Annotated in this window: 16 protein-coding genes; 11 read left to right on the top strand and 5 right to left on the bottom strand. The window is 63.3% G+C overall.

Features of this window, described 5'->3' with window-relative positions:
• Nucleotides 1-3: 3 nt before the first annotated feature.
• From DM813_RS12575 to DM813_RS12585, 3 genes are all read left to right on the top strand, one after another.
• Nucleotides 4-714, top strand: a complete 711-nt coding sequence (locus tag DM813_RS12575; protein WP_128323718.1) for a response regulator — start codon at nucleotides 4-6, stop codon at nucleotides 712-714.
• On the top strand, nucleotides 711-2,051 hold the full coding sequence (locus tag DM813_RS12580) for a sensor histidine kinase (protein WP_128323719.1): 1,341 nt from the start codon (nucleotides 711-713) through the stop codon (nucleotides 2,049-2,051). The genes DM813_RS12575 and DM813_RS12580 overlap by 4 nt, the downstream gene beginning before the upstream one ends.
• Nucleotides 2,052-2,295: 244 nt before the next feature.
• Nucleotides 2,296-2,544, top strand: coding sequence for a hypothetical protein (locus DM813_RS12585; protein ID WP_164897239.1), 249 nt, complete (start codon nucleotides 2,296-2,298; stop codon nucleotides 2,542-2,544).
• A gap of 75 nt (nucleotides 2,545-2,619) precedes the next feature.
• Here the strand turns inward: DM813_RS12585 and DM813_RS12590 are convergent, their stop codons facing one another.
• Entirely contained in the window at nucleotides 2,620-4,848 is a 2,229-nt protein-coding gene (locus DM813_RS12590; RefSeq protein ID WP_128323721.1) for a TonB-dependent hemoglobin/transferrin/lactoferrin family receptor, read from the bottom strand.
• Between the two features lie 243 nt (nucleotides 4,849-5,091).
• On the opposite strand from DM813_RS12590, the gene DM813_RS12595 reads away from it, so the two are divergent.
• Genes DM813_RS12595 through DM813_RS12620 form a run of 6 tightly spaced genes read left to right on the top strand, consistent with a single transcriptional unit; the run spans nucleotide 5,092 to nucleotide 10,547 of the window.
• Nucleotides 5,092-5,817 (top strand): energy transducer TonB, encoded by a 726-nt coding sequence (locus DM813_RS12595; RefSeq protein WP_128323722.1) that lies wholly within the window; start codon nucleotides 5,092-5,094, stop codon nucleotides 5,815-5,817.
• A 17-nt stretch (nucleotides 5,818-5,834) separates the two neighbouring features.
• Entirely contained in the window at nucleotides 5,835-6,905 is a 1,071-nt protein-coding gene (locus DM813_RS12600) for a hemin-degrading factor (RefSeq protein ID WP_128323723.1), read from the top strand.
• A gap of 12 nt (nucleotides 6,906-6,917) precedes the next feature.
• A complete protein-coding gene (locus DM813_RS12605) occupies nucleotides 6,918-7,805 on the top strand; it encodes a heme/hemin ABC transporter substrate-binding protein (RefSeq protein ID WP_128323724.1) in 888 nt (295 codons plus the stop codon).
• A 50-nt stretch (nucleotides 7,806-7,855) separates the two neighbouring features.
• The gene (locus DM813_RS12610; protein ID WP_164897242.1) at nucleotides 7,856-8,839 is read left to right on the top strand and encodes a FecCD family ABC transporter permease; all 984 of its coding nucleotides are present in this window, start codon (nucleotides 7,856-7,858) and stop codon (nucleotides 8,837-8,839) included.
• Nucleotides 8,839-9,606, top strand: coding sequence for a heme ABC transporter ATP-binding protein (locus DM813_RS12615; protein WP_128323726.1), 768 nt, complete (start codon nucleotides 8,839-8,841; stop codon nucleotides 9,604-9,606). The genes DM813_RS12610 and DM813_RS12615 overlap by 1 nt, the downstream gene beginning before the upstream one ends.
• Before the next feature lie 56 nt (nucleotides 9,607-9,662).
• A complete protein-coding gene (locus DM813_RS12620) occupies nucleotides 9,663-10,547 on the top strand; it encodes a ChaN family lipoprotein (RefSeq protein WP_128323727.1) in 885 nt (294 codons plus the stop codon).
• A gap of 55 nt (nucleotides 10,548-10,602) precedes the next feature.
• Here DM813_RS12620 and DM813_RS12625 read toward each other — a convergent pair whose 3' ends face one another.
• Both DM813_RS12625 and DM813_RS12630 read right to left on the bottom strand, forming a co-directional pair.
• Nucleotides 10,603-11,331 carry an aspartate/glutamate racemase family protein gene (locus DM813_RS12625; protein WP_128323728.1) on the bottom strand — a complete coding sequence of 243 codons (729 nt, stop codon included), beginning with the start codon at nucleotides 11,329-11,331 and terminating at the stop codon, nucleotides 10,603-10,605.
• A 24-nt stretch (nucleotides 11,332-11,355) separates the two neighbouring features.
• Nucleotides 11,356-12,885: an NCS1 family nucleobase:cation symporter-1 gene (locus tag DM813_RS12630; RefSeq protein ID WP_128323729.1), complete on the bottom strand. Its 1,530-nt coding sequence runs from the start codon at nucleotides 12,883-12,885 to the stop codon at nucleotides 11,356-11,358.
• A gap of 494 nt (nucleotides 12,886-13,379) precedes the next feature.
• On the opposite strand from DM813_RS12630, the gene DM813_RS12635 reads away from it, so the two are divergent.
• Nucleotides 13,380-14,069 (top strand): GntR family transcriptional regulator, encoded by a 690-nt coding sequence (locus DM813_RS12635; protein WP_128323730.1) that lies wholly within the window; start codon nucleotides 13,380-13,382, stop codon nucleotides 14,067-14,069.
• Between the two features lie 99 nt (nucleotides 14,070-14,168).
• A complete protein-coding gene (locus tag DM813_RS12640) occupies nucleotides 14,169-15,347 on the top strand; it encodes an amidohydrolase family protein (protein WP_128323731.1) in 1,179 nt (392 codons plus the stop codon).
• Between the two features lie 37 nt (nucleotides 15,348-15,384).
• Here the strand turns inward: DM813_RS12640 and DM813_RS12645 are convergent, their stop codons facing one another.
• A complete protein-coding gene (locus DM813_RS12645; RefSeq protein ID WP_128323732.1) occupies nucleotides 15,385-16,248 on the bottom strand; it encodes a hypothetical protein in 864 nt (287 codons plus the stop codon).
• A gap of 122 nt (nucleotides 16,249-16,370) precedes the next feature.
• Nucleotides 16,371-20,093 carry a YadA-like family protein gene (locus DM813_RS12650; protein WP_128323733.1) on the bottom strand — a complete coding sequence of 1,241 codons (3,723 nt, stop codon included), beginning with the start codon at nucleotides 20,091-20,093 and terminating at the stop codon, nucleotides 16,371-16,373.
• Nucleotides 20,094-20,133: the final 40 nt, after the last annotated feature.

The raw sequence follows: 20,133 nt of genomic DNA on the forward strand, positions 1-20,133 counted from the left end.
ATCGTGAGCAGACTGCTGATCGTCGATGACGATGTGGAAATTTGTGCCCTGCTGAAAAAGTTCTTTGTCATGCATGGCTATGAAGTCGACCTGGCCGCCAACGGCACGGCGATGTGGGCGGCCATTGAGCAGCAGCGCCCGGACACCATCATTCTCGACCTGATGCTGCCCGGCGAAAGCGGCCTGCACCTGTGCCAGAAACTGCGCAGCAGTACCAGCATCCCGATCATCATGCTCACCGCCATGGACGAGCTGAGCGACCGCATCGTCGGCCTGGAACTGGGCGCCGACGATTACCTGGGCAAACCCTTCGATGCCCGCGAGCTGCTGGCCCGCCTGCGTGCCGTACAGCGCCGCGCCGGAGAACAACAGCGCCCGCTGAGTGAAGAGACCCGGCCGTTGATCCACTTTGACGACTGGCAGCTGGACGTCACCCGTCGTGAACTGCGCACCCCGGACGGGGTGATGGTGCCGCTGTCGGCCGGTGAATTCGATTTGCTGCTGGTTTTTCTTGAGCACCCGCAGCGCATCCTCACCCGCGAGCAGTTGATCGACCTCGCCCGAGGCCAGGGGCACGAAGCTTATGACCGCAGCATCGACGTGCAGGTCAGCCGTCTGCGCCGCAAGATCGAGCCCGACAGCAAACGTCCGGCGCTGATCCGCACGGTGCGTAACGGCGGCTACCTGTTCGACGCCAAGGTCAGCCGTTCATGATCCGCCTCGACCTGCGCCGCGACGGCATCAGCCGGCGCATTGCCCTGACGATCATTGCCGCCATGCTGATCTCGGTGGCGCTGAATATCGCCTTCGTGCAGCTGGCGGGCGTCTGGGCGCGCCCGCCCTTGAGCCAGACCGGCTTGCTCGAACAGATTGCCGTCACCACCCGGATGCTTGAAGCGGCCCCCATCGATCAACGCGAGCACCTGGCGCAGGCAGCGAGCAATCCCCAGTTGCAGGTGCATTGGAGCACGCAGCGGGAAAGCCTGGCCCTGCCCGGCCCCGGTACCCCGATTGACCTGAACGAGGTGCCGGAATTGCGCGGTCTACTGGCAAGCCACCCGCGCCAGGTGGAAGGTTTTCAACCGGCCGACTGGCCCGAAGACAGCCCCACGGCACACTACAAGCTGGTCATGCAACTGGCCGACGGCAGTTGGCTGGATTTCACTCCGCCTTACCGCAGCTGGGGCCTGAGTTCGGGCATGCGCTTTACCATCATCGGCCTGCTGGCGTTGCTGGCCGCCTTGCTGGTGGCCTGGGTCGGTACCCGGCAACTGGCCGGCCCGCTGCAGCGTTTTGCCCGCGCCGCACGGCGCTTTGGCAGCGACCTGCGCGCCCCGCCGATTCGCCTGGAGGGGCCTCATGAGTTGCGTCAGGCAATCACTGCGTTCAACACCATGCAGGCGCAGATCCAGCATTTCATAGCGGAACGAACGCAAATGCTCGCCGCCATTTCCCACGACCTGCGTGCTCCACTGACGCGCATGCGCCTGCGTGGCGAGTTCATCGAAGATGCCGAGCAACAGCGCAAGCTGTTTCGCGATGTCGATGAAATGCAGGCCATGATCAACGCCGCGCTGGGTTTCTTTCGCGACGAAACCCACCTGGAAACCGCCACGCCGTTCGACCTGGCCGAGCTGCTGCAGACCCTGGTCGACGATTATCGCGACCAGCAGATTGCCGTGGACTTCAAAGGTCCGGCGAACCTGGTGTACCTCGGGCGGCCGCTGGGGCTGAAACGTGCGATTACAAATCTGATCGACAATGCCGTGAAGTATGCCCAGCCACCGGCGGTTCGCTTGAGCAGCAATGCCCACAGCCTGTTCATTGACGTGTGCGACCAGGGCCCGGGTATACCGGAGGCCGCACTGGAAGAGGTGTTTGTGCCGTTCTTTCGCCTGGAAAGCTCGCGCAACCGCAATACCGGTGGCGTCGGCCTGGGCTTGCCTTCGGCACGCACGGCGGTGCGTGAGCAAGGTGGTGAGCTGAAGCTGAGCAATCAACCGGGTGGCGGCTTGCGGGCGCGTATCGTGCTGCCGCGTATCAATGACTGACCGGCGTTAACGCTCGCTTAACTGTAGGACATCACTGTAGGTCCGCTCCCTTCAGAACTTTCTTCGGCCCACCGCGTGTGGGCTTTTTTTTGTCGCCAGTTTCCGAAATTCATCACGGGTAAACCCGCTCCCACAGGTCCTGCAGGGATCCTGCTCCTACAGAAGGCCGGGTACTGAAACAAAATCAAGAAAACACAGTCTGAGCTATTACCCTATCTACCGCTGTGCGGATCAAGGAACCACAGTGCTGAAACACCTGACCCGATTTGCCGTAATCACTGCCGTACTGGCCACCAGTGCCGGCTGCTATTACCACGATTACGACCGCGACGATCACCGCTGGGATCGCGACCACCGCTACTCCCGCGACTGGGACGACGACCGCAATGACCGCGACCACCGCAACTACGACAAACGCTACCGCGACAATGACCGCTATCGCGGCTACGACAACGACCGCCGCCGCGACCGGGATGATGACGACGACGATTGATGGCTAGCGCCAGATTGCTACCGACAAAAAAAGGCCGCGCTCACCTCACCGGTGAGCGCGGCCTTTTTTATCTGATCAGATTTCCCAGATCACGTTAACCGCTGCATAACGTCCGGGCTGGGTCAGACGCCCCAGGCCCGCAGCATCTTCATCGCGGCCCTGCACATCACCCCAGTTCCAGTACTGCTTGTCGGTGACGTTGAACAGACCGCCATTGATCGACACCTGCTCGGTAACCTGCCACCAGGCATTGAGGTCAAGCACGCCGTAACCCGGGGTTTCGAACTGACGGTTGATCAGCAGATCGGCGTCGTCGGTGTGGTCGACACGGTCCTTGGCCTGCACCAGGGTCCAGGTCAGCTGGCCACCGTAGACACCGCTCGGGGCATCGTAACCCAGGCCAATCACGGCCTTGAGCGGGTCAACGCTGTTGAGCGCCTGACCGGTTTCTTCATCCTTGCCACGGGCATAGGCAATCGAGCCCAGGGCACGGGTACCGACCGGCATGAAGGCATCCAGCTTGATGTCGCCCTTGGCCTCGGCACCGCGAATGGTGACCTTGCCCACGTTGCGCGGCTGGAAGGTCAGCAAGCCGTTGCCGTCAGGATCAGGCACGGTACCGGTGTCAATGAAGTCCTTGTACTTGTTGTAGAACAGCGCCACACCGAAGCTGCCCTGGTCGTAGCGACCCCGCAGGCCGATTTCGTAGCTGTCGCTGGTTTCCGGTTTCAGGTCCGGGTTGCCGATCTGCTGGTAACCGAACTGCGGGTTGCTGAACTCGCCGTACATATTGACCGGGCTCGGCGCGCGGAAGCCGGCAGCGTACTGGCCGTAAACGCTTTCATGTTCGGTCAGCTGGTAGGTGACGGCGAATTTTGGCGAGATGTGATCGTCGGTGATGCGCGACGGGTCGGTTTCAGACGGCAGGCCATTGAGGAATTCGTCGGTGACGTGCGGGGTCTGGCGGTAGTAGTCGTAGCGCAGGCCCGGCAACAAAGTCCAGCGGCCAATCTCGATATTGTCCTGAACGAACAGGCCCAGCGATTCGCTGGTCGGGTCCGGGAAGTCGCTGACCGGGAAGTTCTCGGTGGCCGGCGCGCTGGCGCCGGTGTCCAGGCGTACTTCATTGCCTTTGCGCAGGTTGCTGGCCTCGATGCGTTTGACTTCGGCACCGTAGATCATGTGATGGCGGGTATCGCCGACAACGAACTGCTTGTCTGCCTGGGTGTTCAGGCTCCACAGACGCTCATCGTACTGCGAGTCGCGCGTGCGCACGCGGTTGACGCCGGTGACGGTCTGGCGCTGCTGCAGGGTTTTCTGGTTGTTGTTGCTTTCCTGATAGTTGAGCTGCCATTTCAGCTGGTCGGCCAACAGGCTGTCCAGGCTCAGGGTGTGTTCCAGGCTGTAGCGGTCGCGGTCGATGCTGTCTTTGGACTGCGAACCACGGATCGCGGGACTGGCGGAGGTCGCCCGCGAAGTGATGTCGCTCAGCAGGTTGCTGTCGGCATCGTCCTGATAGCGCTCGTAGGTGAATTGCAAGCGGTTGCCATCGGCATAGTCCCAGCCGAGCTTGGCCAGCAGGTTTTTGGTGGTGTAGTCGAGTGGGTTGGCCTCTTCACGCGCGCTGCCCACGCCGCCATTGCCACCCCAGGTGTCGGTCGACTGACCGTCGCGGCGCCCCAGGTGCAGCAGGCCGTCGACCGTGCCGGTTCGCCCGGCGAAAGTGGCGCTGCGCTGCCAGCTGTCATCGCTGCCGTCGTAGCCGGTTTTGAACCGGGCATAGGCGTCGTCGCCCTCCTCCAAGTAATCGGCGGCGTCCTTGGTCAGGAAGCTGACGGCTCCGCCAATGGCATCACTACCGTATAGCGAAGACGCCGGCCCGCGAATGATCTCGACCTGCTTGATGGTGTCGAGGTCGACGTAGTTGCTGCGCACGTCCTGGAACGGGCTGAAGAAGTTGCTTTGCGGAACGCGCACGCCATCGACCTGGGTCAACACGCGATTGCTGTCGATACCGCGAATGTTGGCGCCGGAGAGGCCGAAGCGACTGCCGGTGCCACTCACCGAAACGCCCGGTTCGTAACGCACCAGATCCTTGAGGTTCTTGTCGTTGTGCTGATCGATTTCACGTTCGTTGTGCACCGACACCGTACTCGGCACCTGCAGCAGGGTCTGCTCGGTGCGGGTGGCGGTCACGCTGATGGTATCGAACTGGGTAACGGGCTCGGCAGCCAGGGCCAGCGATGGCGAAAGCAGCAGCAAGGCAAGCCAGGAACGCTGGGGAAATGGCGGGCGGATCGACATCTAACTGACTCCTGATGGTCAGGCCGCGGTGCTTGCAGGCTGGCCATGGGGGCGCCTGCGCTCACCGTCGGGGCTGACGGGGATGTGTTTGATTTTGTTATGAGCTCGGCGATCGGCCCTTTTCCAGGGAAAGGCGGGTCGCTGAAAACGCTTCATGTGGCAGCGGCGGCGACAATAACCAGCTTGACTTGCAAATGCAAATAATTACCATACACATTCTAATTCAATAAGAAACGATCGTGCATGAAGCAACCCTGGGGCTATCTGCTGTTGTCAGTCGCGCTGCATCTGAGCGCTGGCTGGCTGCTGTACTCGCTACGGGCAGCGCCCGAACCACTGGCGTGGCAAACACCTATGGCCATTCAACTGGTGAGCCTGGCGTCGGCCGCCGAGCCTGCACGCGTACTCCCTGCCCGTCCGCTGCCGACAGTGGCCGACGTTCCGCCAACGCCCAAAGCACCCGCCCCGACCAAGCCTGTTGCTGCCGCCAAACCACTGCCGGCCAAGACACAGCCGGCACTCGCCAAAGCGCCACCGCCAGAAGCCAGGCAGCGCCCGGTCCAGCCCAGCGCTGCACCGAAACCGGTGCAGCCAGCACCCAGCCAACGGGCACCGGTTTCAGCCCCCGTAAACACTGCTATCGCGCGCGCACCGGCCCCTGCATCGCCGCCGACAGCACCGGTACTGAGCCTGCGCCCCAGTTTTGTCAGTCCGCCGCCGCCGCCGCGCTATCCGTCGCAGGCGCGCCGCCGCAACCAGCAAGGCGTGGTGCAGGTCGAAGTGTGCCTGGATGAACGCGGCCGGCAACTCAAGCTCACGCTGATTCGCTCGTCGGGGATTGAAAGTCTTGATCAGGCGGCGCTCGACGCCGTGACCCGCTGGCGTTTTCGCCCCGAAATTGTCGACGGCCGGGCCGTACCCAGCCGCGTGCAAATACCAATAGAATTCGCCCTTACGGCGAACCGATGACCCTGAAGGAGTTCACCATGACTGCCACCCCTCTCGCCCGGACCACCGGCCCTGCGCTGTACCAGCAATGGCAACAGCTGCGCGCCGAGCAATCGGGCCTGCGCGCCCGCGATGCCGCCGCCAAGCTCGGCGTCAGCGAAGCCGAACTGACCGCCAGCCGCCTGGGTGTCGATACCGTGCGCCTGCGCCCGGAATGGACGACGCTGCTGCCGGCGCTCGGCGAGCTGGGCTACATCATGGCCCTGACCCGCAACGAACATTGCGTTCATGAGCGCAAAGGCGTTTACCACGAAGTGACAATCATGGGCAGCGGCCAGATGGGCATGGTGCTGTCGCCGGACATCGACCTGCGCCTGTTCCTCAGCGGCTGGGCGAGCGTTTTTGCCGTCGACGAAAACACCGCACGCGGCCCGCAGCGCAGCATCCAGATCTTCGATCGCCAGGGCACTGCCGTACACAAAGTTTTCCTCACCGCCACCAGCGAAGCCGCCGCCTGGGCGCCGCTGGTCGAGCGTTTCCGTGCCGACGCGCAGAGCGCCGAGCTCGACCTGCAACCGCTGCCTGCCGCCAAAACTCCACGCGCGGACGCCGAGGTGGATGCCGACACCCTGCGCAACGAGTGGTCGCAACTCAAGGACACCCACGACTTCTTCGCCCTGCTCAAGCGCAACGATGTCGCGCGCACCCAGGCCTTGCGCCTGGCCGGCGAGCAATGGGCCGAACCGCTGGCCACGGTAGAACTGACTAATGTGATTGAAGAAGCCGGCAAGCGCGAAGTGCCGATCATGGTGTTCGTCGGCAACAAGCACTGCATCCAGATTCACTCCGGCCCGGTCAGTAACCTGCGCTGGATGGACACCTGGTTCAATGTGCTGGATCCTGCTTTCAACCTGCACCTGAAAACCACCGGCATCACCGAGCTGTGGCGTGTGCGCAAGCCAAGCGTCGATGGCATTGTCACCAGCTACGAGGGCTTCGATGCCGACGGCGAACTGGTCATCCAGCTGTTCGGTGTGCGCAAGCCCGGTGTTCCGGAGCGTGACGACTGGCGTGCACTGGCAGAATCCGCGACCCCGATGAGCGCCTGAGGAAGTCCCTAGATGCGTAAGAAACTCCTGCTGGCCTGTGCCGGCATACTCTTCAGCCAGCTGGCCAGTGCCAGTGACGCCCTCCCCCAGCGCTGGGTCAGCGCTGGCGGTGCGTTCAGCGAGTGGGTGGTAGCGCTCGGTGGCGAAAGCAAACTGGTCGGTGTCGACAGCACCAGCCAGTACCCGCGTTCGCTGCACAGCCTGCCCGGCGTCGGCTATCAACGGCAGCTGGCGGCCGAGGGCATTCTGGCCTTGCGCCCGGATATCCTGGTTGGCAGCAATGAAATGGGCCCGCCGCCGGTGCTGGAACAGCTCAAGGCCGCTGGCGTGCGCATCGAATTGCTGTCAGCCAAGGCCGATGTGCCGGCGCTGCAGCAGAACCTGACCACCCTGGGCCAGTTGCTGGGCCAGCAGGCACAGGCGCAAACCCTGATCAGCGACTACCAGCAACGCCTGCAACAACAGGCGGCAGTGGTGCAACAGGCCCGTCAGCAAAGCCCGGCACCACGGGTGCTGATGCTGCTCAGCCACTCCGGTGGCAACTTGCAGGTGGCGGGCAAGGACACCCTGGCGGCGTGGATGATCGAACAGGCCGGCGGTCAGAGCCTGGGCGACCACATCGGCTACAAACCGGTGTCCAGTGAAGCCATGCTGGCCCTCAACCCGCAGGTGATCCTGTTGGCCGGTAGCCGTCTGCAAGGCGATGCGGCACGCGCCGCGCTGCTCGAGCAGAACCCGGTGCTGGCGCAAACCCAGGCCGGTCGTGACGGTCGCGTGCTGGTGATTGACCCGACGCTGTTGATCGGTGGCCTCGGGCCTCGAATTCCAGATGCTCTGGCAACGCTGACCGCAGCCTTCTATCCCAAGACCAAGGCGTTGAGTGCCGAGGCTGGCCAATGACGGCGATTGTCCGACCGCGGCCGATGCTGATTACGCTGGGCCTGGTGTTGCTGCTGGTCATCTGGCTGTCCCTCGCCCTTGGGCCGGTCAGCCTGCCTCTGGGCGAAACCCTTAAGGCTGGCTTGCGTCTGGTCGGCCTGAAACTGGACGGCGACGTCACGCAGCAGGCTGACCTGATCCTGGGGCAGATCCGCATGCCGCGCACCTTGCTCGGCATTGCCGTGGGCGCGGTGTTGGCGTTGTCCGGGGTCGCCATGCAGGGGTTGTTTCGCAATCCCCTGGCGGACCCGGGGCTGGTCGGTGTATCGGGCGGGGCAGCATTGGGCGCCGCCATTGCCATTGTTGGCGGCAGTTTGATGGGCGGCATGCCACCGGCCATCGAGCCCTATGTGCTGTCGGTTTGCGCCTTCGGCGGCGGCCTGATCGTCACCTTCGTGGTGTATCGCTTTGGCCGCAGCAACGGGCAGACCAACGTCGCCACCATGTTGCTGGCGGGCGTGGCGATGACTGCCATGGCCGGTGCCGGTGTCGGTCTGTTCACTTACCTCGCCGATGACGCCACCCTGCGCACCCTGACCTTCTGGAACCTGGGCAGCCTCAACGGCGCCAGCTACCAGCGTTTGTGGCCACTGTTGATCGTGGTGGTGGCGGTGGCCTTGTGGCTGCCACGCCGCGCCGCAGCGCTCAACGCGTTGCTGCTTGGCGAGTCGGAAGCGCGTCACCTGGGCTTTGATGTCGAGCGGATCAAACTGGAGTTGGTGCTGTGCACCGCACTGGGCGTCGGCGCCGCCGTCGCGGCGGCCGGCCTGATCGGCTTTATCGGCCTGGTAGTGCCGCACCTGATGCGCCTGCTGGTCGGCCCCGATCACCGCGTGTTGCTGCCCGCCTCGCTGCTGGCCGGTGCCGGCCTGCTGTTGCTGGCCGACCTGATCGCGCGTCTGCTGCTGGCTCCGGCCGAACTGCCGATCGGTATCGTCACCGCGCTGATTGGTGCGCCGTTCTTCCTCTTCTTGCTGGTACGGGGGCGTTCCTGATGCTGGTAGCAGACAATTTGCTGGTAGAGCGCGGGCGCCGCACCGTGCTGGCCAACATCAATGTCCAGTTGCACCCCGGCGAAGTGCTCGGAGTGCTGGGGCCTAACGGCGCCGGCAAAAGCACGCTGCTTGCCGCCTTGTGCGGCGAGCTGGCGATTACCGAGGGCCATGTCAGCCTCGATAAACGCCCGCTTGCCGACTGGCCGGGCCAGGAGCGCGCCCGACGACTGGCGGTACTGCCGCAGAGTTCGAGCCTGAACTTTGCGTTTTCGGTCAACGAAGTGGTGGGCATGGGGCGCCTGCCGCATGCCAGTGGCCGCGTGCGTGACGCCGAAATCGTCAGCGAAGCCCTGCGCGCGGCAGATGCCCAGCACCTGGCCGAGCGCAGCTACCTCGCGCTATCCGGTGGTGAGCGCCAACGCGTTCACCTGGCGCGGGTGCTGGCGCAACTCTGGCCGGGCGCCGAGGGGCAGACGCTGCTGCTCGACGAGCCCACCTCGATGCTCGACCCGCTGCACCAGCACACCATTTTGCAAGCGGTGTGCGACTTCGCCGAACGAGGTGCCGCCGTGATGGTGATCCTCCACGACCTGAACCTCGCCGCGCGCTATTGCGATCAACTGCTGTTACTGCAAGACGGCCTGCCCCACGCCTACGGCCCGCCGGCCGAGGTGCTGACTGCCGATGCGCTGGCAGCGGTGTATGGCCTGCAGGTGCTCATTCACCAGCACCCGGAACGCGGACACCCTTTGATCATCGCGCGCTGATACCACTCCCCTCTTCACTGGGTGAACGAGGGGCCACTACTGAGCAAGGAATCCCGATGCGCCTTCTGCTGCTTTGCCTGGTCAGCCTGTTGGCGGCCTGCCAATCCCATTCTGTATTGCCGCCACCGGCGCCGATTGCCCCGCAAGGGCGTGATCACGCCGACCTTGGCGTGATTCGGGAACTGGCCACCGGCCGCACCCTTACGCCGCAACAGCTCATCGAGCAGTTGGCGAAAGCACCGCGCGTGCTGGTTGGCGAACAGCATGACAACCCCGATCACCATGCGGTGCAACTGTGGCTGTTGCGCGAACTGGCCAGCCAGCGTTCCCAGGGCAGCCTGTTGATGGAAATGATCAACCCCGACCAACAGGACAAGGTCAATGCCGCGCAGGCCGCGACCCGTGCCGGCCAGCCGCCGGGCGATGCGTTCCAGGCCCTGGCCTGGCAGGCCAACTGGGACTGGAGCGTGTACGGGGCCCTGGTCACCTATGCCCTGCGCCAACCCTATCCGTTGCTGTCGGCCAACCTGAATCGCGCGCAAATCATGCAGATCTACAAGCAGCGCCCGGTGCTTGAAGGCGCAGCCTCGACGCGTCCCGAGGTGCAAGCCACGCTGCTCGATGATATCCGCGAATCGCATTGCGGCCTGCTGCCCGAAACCCAGATGCCGGCCATGCTCGCCGTGCAGCAACAGCGCGACCGGCGGATGGCCGAAAGCCTGCTCGCCGCCCCTACCCCGGCGGTATTGCTGGCCGGGGCGTTCCATGTGCGCAAGGACCTCGGGGTACCGCTGCACCTGAGCGACCTGGGGGCTGGCGAAGGCAATCAGGTGCTGATTCTGGCCGAAGCGGGCAAGACCGTGAGCGCCGAAAGTGCCGACTATGTCTGGTACACGGCAGCGCAGCCGACGCAGGATCATTGCGCCAAACTGCGTCGCTGAGTTGAAAGCCAGCTACCCCGGCAAGCGGGGTAGTGATCGGTAAAGCGGGTCGTGTTCAGCCGAGCAAGGCCCGCGGCCAGCCCAGAATCTGCTTGGGCCGCGGCGACGCATAGGTGCGGACCTTGGAGGTGCTCAACTTCAAGCGCACCAGTGATTCGGCCAGGGCCACCGCCGCCGTCACACCGTCCACCACCGGTACGCCGGTACGGGCCTGAATGCGCTCATCCAGACCGGCCATGCCGCCACAACCGAGGCAGATCACCTCGGCCTTGTCGATACGCACAGCCTCTTCGGCCTGCGACACCACCGCCTCGATAGCCCGCTCGGGATCTTCTTCAAGCTCCAGCACCGCCAGACCACTGGCCCGTACCGAGGCACAACGACTCTCCAGCCCGGCCAGCTTCAGGCGGTCCTCGATCAATGGCACGGTGCGATCGAGGGTGGTGACCACCGAGTAGCGGTGCCCCAGCAGCATGGCGACACTGGCGGCCGCTTCGGTGATGTCCACCACCGGCACATTGAGCAGTTCCTGCAGGCCTTCGCGGCCGTGTTCGCCGTAACCGGCCTGGATCACTGCGTCATAGGGCTGGTCGTAGCTGAGCACCCGCTCCATCACTGCAATCGCCGCCAGGTAGCTCTCGAAGTTGCCCTCCACCGACTCGGCGCCAAAGCGCGGGGTCAGGCCGACGATTTCGGTGCCGGGCGAAGCCACGCTGCGCGCCTGGCGGGCAATGGCCTCGGTGATCGATGCGGTGGTGTTGACGTTGACTACCAGTATTCTCATGGGTCGGTTCCTTGTGCGTGACGCTCAGTGCTGGGCGCTGTCGACGGCAAAGTGCTCGCCGGAACAGTCCACGTAATGTTTGTTGCGATCGGAAATCAGGTAGTACACGCCGCCGGCAATGGCCGCACCGAACAGCCAGGAGAACGGCGTCAGGTCGCTGAACGCCGGCACCAGCGCCAGCAGCACCGCAGCAATGGCCGAAGGCACCAGGGCGGCGATGGCCTTGTAGTTGATCCCGCGGGTGTAGTGGTAGGTGCCGGTGGCCGCTTCGCTGTAGAGATCGGGGACGTGCACCTGTGCTTTGCGGATCAGCCAGTAGTCGACCATGATGATCCCGTACAGCGGGCCGAGCAGCGCGCCGAGGCCGGAGAGGAAGTAGACGATCACCAGCGGGCTGTTATAGAGGTTCCACGGCAGGATCAGCACCGCGAGCGTCGCACTGATCAGGCCGGCGCGGCGGAAGTTCAGGCGGCTGGGCGCCAGGCTTGAAAGCACGAACGCCGGAGCGACGAAGTTGGCCATGATATTCACGGCCACCGTGACAATCAGGAACGCCAGGCAACCGAGCACCAGAAAGGTCTTGTCGGGAATCGCGGCAATGATCTGGGTCGGGCTGTCGATCACCGTGCCGTCAATGCTGAACTGCGCACCGGACAACACGAAGCTGATGACCGCAAACACCAGGATGTTCACCGGCAGGCCCCAGAAGTTGCCGACGCGGATGGTCTTGCGGCACGGCGACGAACGCGCAAAGTCACAGAAGTTGAGGATCAGCGTGCCGTAGATCGCCAGCCACAGGGCGCCACCGGCAAACACCTGGGTCCACATCTTCACCCCGGTCAACGGCTCACCCACCGACCAGGCGAGGTTGCCGTCCACCCGCTGGTACATCCACACCGCCAGCACCAGCACGGTCGAGAGAATCACCGGGCCGGCAAACGACTCGTACTTGCGCACCATCTCCATGCCGAAGGTCAGGATCACCAGCTGCACCATCCAGATGGCGACAAAACTGGCCCAGCCCAGGCTCGACAGGCCGAGAATGGCGTTGTGGTCATAACTGGCCAACTGCGGCCAGATCGCCACCAGCAGCACCCGCAACACCACCGAAGCCAGGTAGGTCTGGATGCCGAACCAGGCAATGGCAATGACGGCGCGGATAACCGCCGGCAACTGGGCGCCGTAGATGCCGAAACTCATGCGGCTGATCACCGGGAACGGCACCCCGGTTTTTTGCCCCATGTACCCCGACAGGTTCATGAAGAAGTACACCAGCGCTGCCCCCACGGCCAGGGCGGCGAGCATTTGCCAGCCGGACAGGCCGAGGGCGAACAGGCCCATGGCAAAGGAATAGTTGGCGATGTTGTGCACATCGTTGGTCCACAAGGCGAAGATGCTGTAGCCGCCCCAGCGCCGGCCGGCGGCCTTGGTCGGGGCAAGGTCGGCATTGTGCAGTTTCGGGCTCAAGCTGGCGTGCCCCGGAACCTGCACAGTAACGGCGGGATCGGGTGACAGGTACGCGGTATCCAGAGGTTTGGAAGTATCCAATTGCATGTTCCCCGGGCTCCTGCCACAGCACCGGTGGCGCTGCAGCAAATTATTGTTGGACTTGAAGAGTTGGGACCGCTGTCGACGCCTGGAAGGCGCTGCATACAAAGATTGCATACAATTTTCGTATGACGATTTTCGAGGAACAATATGTGTGCCAAAGGGGTACCGAACGGCAGTTGGTCGATTGTAAAAATCAATCACAAGATATTGTTTTTTAACGCTTTTAAATTTTGACAAAAACCACTTTCGCACCCAGTAACCTGACCAAACGGTCAGCGGTAAAGCCCGCCACGGTGAGAACATGCGTAACGCAAAGCGGAAACATGTATCCACTTACTTGCTACATATGTACACACAATCAAGTTAAGGGACGCTGAAGGCCAACCAGCACGACATAGCGTGCAGGCGCGGTGCCCTCCCGCTCATTTCGCAACGAAACTTTTGGTCACGACACATTTCCGGCATGCTGGGGCAATCAAGGAATCACGGAGCTGGTAATGACGGAAAAACTCCCCGCCTCGACGGTTGAGCGTGTCTACCTGGGAGTCCACGAGGCGATCAGAAAGCGCACCCTGCGCCCCGGCATGAAACTGGGCGAGTCTTCGCTGGCGGAACTGTTCAAGGTCAGCCGTACCTCGGTGCGCGCCGCGCTCAAGCAGCTGGAAGGCGATGGCCTGGTGTCCACCGAGCTGAACAAGGGTGCCTGGGTGTCGTTGCCCAGCGACGACGACATCCGTTCGGTATTCGAGACACGCCGCCTGATCGAGATCGGCATTGTCACCGAGCTGTGCCGACGCGCCGACAAAAGCCTGCTGCAGCCCCTGCGCCTGCATGTTGCCGAAGAAGAGGCCGCAGCCGATGCCGGTGACCACGCCCGCTATGTGCACCTGCTGGGTGAATTTCACCTGCGCCTGGCCGAGGTGCTCGACAACCCGGTGCTGATGGACTGGTTCCGCAAGCTGATCGAGCGCGGTTCGCTGTACGCCTCGACCCTGGATGACGAACGTCATGAAGCCTGCCGGGGCAACGAGCACCTGCGCCTGATCGAATGCCTGGAAGCCGGCGACCAGCCCGCTGCCATCGACCTGGTGTGCACCCACCTGAGCGGCATCGAGGAGGCAATCCTAAAGGCCACCCATAACCTCAAGGCCGACTACCATCCACTCAAGCACCTGATCGGCGGTTGAACGCACATTCACAAAACCACTGCTATCGATCCCGATATTTAATTGGCCGATGTGCCGCGGCTTTTATAGGGTACGCGGCCTCCCCCTAGAGGTCGTGAAATGATTGATCGTGTGTTCGTCAATGCCGTCGCTGCTGACGGCAGCCCTTTGTCCATCGCCGTTGCCGACGGCCGTATCGCCCGCCTGGGCACCGATGTCGGTGCCGTTGCAGGTGTGGAGTCAATCGATCTACATGGGCAACTGCTGCTGCCCGGTTTCGTCGATGGTCATATCCACCTGGACAAGAGCTTTGTCGGCGACCGCTGGCACCCGCACCAACCGGCGGACAGCCTGCGTGAGCGGCTGGCCATTGAGAAACGCGAGCTGGCCCTTGCACCGCCCATTGTGGAACGCGCCGACGCCCTGATCCGTCAGGCCGTATCGTTCGGCACCGTCGCCATGCGCAGCCATGTCGATGTCGATGCCACCACCGGCCTGACCAACCTGCATGCGGTGATGGAGGCGCGGGAGAAATGGCGCGGCATCGTCGACATTGAACTGGTGGCCTTCCCTCAGGCCGGGGTGATGTCATGCCCGGGTACCGCCGATGTGCTCGAGGCGGCTGTCCGCGACGGCGCCGAGGTGATCGGCGGTATCGACCCGACCACCCTGGATGGTGACGCCGACGGTCAGCTGGATGTGGTCTTCGGGATTGCCGAACGCCATGGCGTAAAAGTCGACATCCACCTGCATGAGCCCGGCCTGCAAGGCGTCGAGCAACTGCAACGCATCGCCGCCCGCACCCGCGCCGCCGGCTTGCAGGGCCGTGTCAGCGTCAGCCATGCCTACGCCCTGGGCCAGGTCAGCGACGATGTCCTGCTGGCCATCGCTACCCTGCTGGGAGAAGCAGGCATTTCGATCATGACCAATGCCCCGGGCGATCACGCCTTCCCGCCGATCCTGCGTTTGCGTGCCGCAGGAGTGCGGGTATTTACCGGCAATGACAATATCCGTGATGCCTGGTGGCCGTATGGCAATGCCGACATGCTGCAACGGGCCATGCTGATCGGCTATCGCTCGGGCTTCTACCGGGACGAAGAACTGCAGCTGGCCCTGGACATGGCCACGCACGCTGGCGCGGCGGTGATGGGCAAGCAGGACTACGGCCTGAAGGTCGGCAACGAGGCCACCTTCGTGCTGCTCGACGCCCCGAATGCTGCAGCGGCGGTAGCAGGTGTGCCGGCCGGGCGTGTGCTGGTGCGTCGCGGGGTGATCCAGGACACACGCACCGGCATTTGAAGCGTTTCACTCACTGGCGTGTCAGACAGGCCGTTGGCTACCTGACACGCCGGGTGACGTCCTCGGGGTAGTACGCGATGTTCAGCGCCCGCCGCTGGCCCATCAGCTGCCCTTCGCCGTACCAGGTGATGTTGTCCTGACGCAGCACCATACCGTCGGTGCTGTATTCGTATTCGGCACCATTGGCGGAGCTGAACGCAAACCGCTGTTTATCCAGCTGTTTGAGTTTGAAGTGGGTGCCGGGCAACGGCATTTGCTGCTTCACGCGTTTGAGAAAGGCCGGGGCCAGCTCGGCGAACAACTCGCGGGTGCGCGCATGGTATTGCGCGTCGCTCAGCCCTGGCGACTGCTGCAGCTTTTGCGCAATCAGGGTGAAGTACTCGGCGTCGGTACGCGACAGGGCCAGACGCACCGCCATCACTTCGCTCAGGCGCGCCGGATCGACCTGCAGCTTGCCGTCGGCCGTTTTATTCGCGCTGATGAACTCGCTGCCATCGACCTGCACCAGCGGTGCGGTGGCCAGGTACGCGGCGCAGGCGATTTCCCGGCCCTTCTGGTTGTCGTTGACCAGCAAAGCGGTTACGCCGCCTTTTTTGTTCAGGCTCTCGACAGTTTCCCCGCTGCCGGCCACAAAGCGTTCAACCTCGGCGCGATCAACCTCACCACGTGCCAGCCCGCAGATCTGCTGCATCACCGCTGGGTTGCGCTTGCCGTCCACCAGGGGCGTCATGCTGAACACGGCATTACGGATCACCGGCAGTGCCGGGTAGTCGAGGTTGCCGAGGCTTTCGGCTTTTGGCGCCGCTGCTGGCTGTACAGCGGCGTGGTCGACGCCGTTGCAACCGGCCAGCAGGCAGATCGGCAGAAGCAGGCTGGCCAGCCATTTGCGTGGGGTATTCATGCTGCGTTCCTCTCTGGAATCGGGTGTCGCCACGTGGGCGGCTCGGGTATCAATCGGGTTCAGCGCTCTCATCTCGATCACCTCGCAACGGCCCGGCCGTAGCCGGGCCCGGGCAGGAACATTCACCACTGGTAACCGATGCCGACGGCCACGCCGGTATCCCCTTGGCTGGTGGTGCTGCCTTGCAGCTTGGTCACCCACTTGCCGTTGTCGGAAATCTTCGACACGCCAATTGCCAAGGCGCTTTGCCCGCGGTAGTTGCCAATCCCTGCAGCAGCCATGCTGGCCCCCGCCGAGTAAGGCTGTGGCAGCGTGGCCATGGCCATGGCGCCGGCAATGCCCGAGCTGAGGATGTCGTCCTGTTTCTTCAGGTCGTGACGCAATGCGTTGTAGCGGGCGTCGGTGTAGTCATAGAACTGGTTGGAAATGTCGCCCATGCTCTGCTGCAACTGCTTGACGTTGACCGCATCGGTTGGCGCCGTACCCGCAGCCACATGGGTGATCTGCCGTTCGTTACCGGCGCTGCCGACGGAGACACTGTTGGCGCGTTCGGCCACCGAGTTGGCGCCCAGTGCGACCGAGTTGTCGGCCTGGGCCTGAGCGTCGCTGCCCACCGCCGTGGCGTTGCGGCCACTGGCCCGCGCACGCGTACCGATTGCCGCGCTGTTGGCAGCCGACGCCTGCGCCCCTGCCCCGCCGGCAACCGCGTCGGCACCCGTGGCGCGCGGCTTGGGTTGCTTGCTGGTGTTGTTGACCTGGAACATGCCGTCGGTGCCGTTCTGCACATTGCTTACGTCGCCTTCGACCTGACCCACGCGGTTATCGAGGTTGCTGACGTTGGTGGTGACGTTGGCGATTTCACTGTTGACGTTGTGGATGGAGTCGTCGGTGTACTGCTTGGACTCGGTAACCGCGCCGTCGAGCTGGCGAAGGTTGACGGCATCGGTGGCTTCCTTGCCGTCGGCGACATTGCTCACAGTGCGCGTTTCACCTGTAGCCGCGTTGCCCACCGAGACAGTGCCAACGCTGGCATTGGCCGCATTGGAGTACTTGCCTGTGTAGCTTTGCGCACCCCGGCCGTTGTCGCTGGCGCCTTGCCCGAGGGCCACGCTGCCATCCGCCGAGGCACTGGCGCCCTCGCCCATCGCAACCGCACCGCTGCCGCTGGCCTGGGCGTTCGGGCCCACGGCGACTGCATCAACGCCGCTGGCGACGGCATCAGGCCTGGTCGAGTTGGCGTGGAAGTACTTGATGCCGCCGCCGTTGTTGATGGTGGTGATGGTGCCGTCGATTGCAGTAACGCGGCCGTCGATATTGGTGACCCGGGTGTTGGTCTCGTTGAGCTGAGACAGGTTCACCGCATCGCTGTCGTCCTCGCCGCGAGCGACGTTGGTGATTTTGCTGCCGCCGCTTCTGGTCACGCTGTTATAGGTCGTGCCGCCCAGGGTGATGCGGTCGTGGCTGCTGCTGTCATATAGCACCGCATCTGCAACCGCACCGCTGGTGATGGCTTTGAGCTGGGCGACGTTGACACCGTCGGTATCGTCTGCGCCGGCTGACACCCCGGTCAGGCGACGGTTGCCAATGTTGACTTCGCCCGTGGCGGTGCCCCCCACCAGGTAGGCTTGATGACCGAGCGAGCTGCCATTTGCAACGGCGCCGGCACCCAGGGCGACACTGCCACCATGGCTGGCGGTCGCGCCCATGCCGATAGCCACCGCGTCCGCACCGGTGGCGGAAGAATCGGTACCGGTGGAGTTAGCGTGGAAGTACCTGGTGCCCTTGTTATAGATGTTCTCGACATGGTCACCAAGGTTGGTGACATCGCCCTGCAGGGTGGTGACGTTGCCTTCTACGTTGGTTACTCGACCGTCAAGCTGTGTGACATGGGTAACCGTGGCGTCCACTTGCTGGTTGGTGGCATGCAACTGCGAGCCGTTGACCGCATCGACGGAGGTATCGTTCACCGCGCCGGCGGCGACGTTGTTCAGCACTTGCGCAGCGCCTGGCGAAGTAGCATCACCCCCCGTGGCAATCAGTGACAGTTGATCGGTACCCGTGCGCTGCACCGGGCCGAGCGAACCATTGCTGATGTTGTTGATGTTGGTGGTGACGTTGCTGATGTCAGTGGTGTTCCGCTGTACCTGCTGGTTGGTGGCGTGCAGTTGCGAGCCATTGATCGCGTCGGTGGAAAGTTCACTGACTTCACCGGCAGCGACATTGCTGATCTTCTGCGCATCGCCACTGCCATGGCTGGCATCGTAAGCGCCCAACATACCGTTCCACTGCAGCGCGTCCTGCTGCAGGGTGAAGATGTCGCTGGTGTTATGTATGACGCGGCCATCGAGGTTGACCAGGGCATCGCCGACATTGTTCAACGACGTACCGTCAAGGTTGTAGACTGGGGAAGAGATCGAGCCGTCCGGGTTGACCGCCGAACCGCCACCCAACGCGTTGGTAGTGGCGTTGGCCAGGGTATACAGCTGTGAGCCGTTGATCGCATCCGTAGACGACATGCTGATCGATCCGCTGGCCACGTTATTGAGCGTCTGCACTACACCTGGCGCCCATGCATCGCCACCCGCCGCAATCAGCGACAGCTGATCCGTGCCGGTGCGCTGCACCGGACCGATGCTGCCGTTGCTGATGTTGGTGGTGAAGTCGTTGAGCTGGCTGGTGTTCTGGTCCAGCTGCTGGTTGGTCGTAGCCAGTTGCGAACCGTTCACGGCGTCAAGGGAGCCGAAGTTGATAGCGCCCTCGGCAACATTGACGACTCTCTGGTTACCCGCATCGATACCGCTGTTGGTTACGCTCGGGCCGCCAGCGATGGTCAGACCGTTGGTCGCAACCGAGGTATCGCCTGTGGTCACCGAATCGAGCACGAGGTTGTCGGCCATTTGCACTTGCAGGCTGCCACCGCCGTCCACTTCCGTTCTCAGGTTGTTACCCGAATAGTTTCCTGCGCTGAGCGCAGCACCCTGGATAACGAAGGTATCGCCCAGCTTCTTGTCCACCGCACCGCTGTTGCCAACGAAGGTCATCGGCGTGTTACCCACGCTGCTGAGCTGCGCCACGTTCACCGCGTCACTGTCCTGGCTGCCGGCGGCAACGCCGGTGATCTGGCGGAACTGACCACTGGCAGCATCACCCACGGCGATGGCACCCAGGGTGCTTTGGGTAGCATTGACGGCGTTTGCTTGCTGCGCATCGGCGCCGCCGGGAATATAACCGGCAACGCCCCCGGCGGTACTCGCCACCGAGCCGGCCCCCAAGGCCACGCTGTCCTGGGCCACTGCCTGCGCCTTGCTGCCCAGGGCCAGGGCATTCTGCTCGCTGGCCAGGGCATCGTTGCCAATCGCTACCGAATCCTGGGCCAGGGCCCGGGTACCCAGTTGAGTGCCCAGCGCGTCGGTCGCCACGTTGCCGATGGCCAGCGAGTTGCTGCCATCGATCCGGTTGTTCAGCCCGATACGGCCGCCGTTGACATACAGCTCGTTGCCCAGGGTCAGCGAATCGCTGCCCTGCGTGCCGCTGCCGTAAAAGAGCACGCGCCCGGTCTGGCCCGCCTTGTCACTGGCGTCGCAATTGCTGTTGTTGCCGTCGTATTTCCAGCCCATATCGCCGCTGACATCGCTGTCGTTGACGAACACGCATGCCGAGTCGCTGCTGTCGTTGACGTACAGGCCGGCGGCAGCCTCAGCGTCCATGGCGTTGAGCCCGCTCACAGCGCAGAGGCCAAGCACGGCCAGTGCACGGCCACCCTTGCCGGCTTTGCGGGCGTATTCCGAGGCTACACACCAGCACTGCTGGGCTCTGGACCATACAAGACGATAAATCCTGTTCATGAGGGGCTCCCGCCAGGGCCGAACCCTGAGCTGAGTAGTA

It is taken from the genome of Pseudomonas alkylphenolica (assembly GCF_004025535.1).
Taxonomy (GTDB): Bacteria; Pseudomonadota; Gammaproteobacteria; order Pseudomonadales; family Pseudomonadaceae; genus Aquipseudomonas; species Aquipseudomonas alkylphenolica_A.

Coding starts and splice junctions, on each gene's coding strand:
- DM813_RS12580 (WP_128323719.1), top strand. CDS start 711: ATGATCCGCCTCGACCTGCGCCGCGACGGCATCAGCCGGCGCATTGCC.
- DM813_RS12590 (WP_128323721.1), bottom strand. CDS start 4,848: ATGTCGATCCGCCCGCCATTTCCCCAGCGTTCCTGGCTTGCCTTGCTG.
- DM813_RS12645 (WP_128323732.1), bottom strand. CDS start 16,248: ATGAATACCCCACGCAAATGGCTGGCCAGCCTGCTTCTGCCGATCTGC.
- DM813_RS12605 (WP_128323724.1), top strand. CDS start 6,918: ATGCGTAAGAAACTCCTGCTGGCCTGTGCCGGCATACTCTTCAGCCAG.
- DM813_RS12615 (WP_128323726.1), top strand. CDS start 8,839: ATGCTGGTAGCAGACAATTTGCTGGTAGAGCGCGGGCGCCGCACCGTG.
- DM813_RS12640 (WP_128323731.1), top strand. CDS start 14,169: ATGATTGATCGTGTGTTCGTCAATGCCGTCGCTGCTGACGGCAGCCCT.
- DM813_RS12600 (WP_128323723.1), top strand. CDS start 5,835: ATGACTGCCACCCCTCTCGCCCGGACCACCGGCCCTGCGCTGTACCAG.
- DM813_RS12650 (WP_128323733.1), bottom strand. CDS start 20,093: ATGAACAGGATTTATCGTCTTGTATGGTCCAGAGCCCAGCAGTGCTGG.
- DM813_RS12635 (WP_128323730.1), top strand. CDS start 13,380: ATGACGGAAAAACTCCCCGCCTCGACGGTTGAGCGTGTCTACCTGGGA.
- DM813_RS12625 (WP_128323728.1), bottom strand. CDS start 11,331: ATGAGAATACTGGTAGTCAACGTCAACACCACCGCATCGATCACCGAG.
- DM813_RS12620 (WP_128323727.1), top strand. CDS start 9,663: ATGCGCCTTCTGCTGCTTTGCCTGGTCAGCCTGTTGGCGGCCTGCCAA.
- DM813_RS12630 (WP_128323729.1), bottom strand. CDS start 12,885: ATGCAATTGGATACTTCCAAACCTCTGGATACCGCGTACCTGTCACCC.
- DM813_RS12595 (WP_128323722.1), top strand. CDS start 5,092: ATGAAGCAACCCTGGGGCTATCTGCTGTTGTCAGTCGCGCTGCATCTG.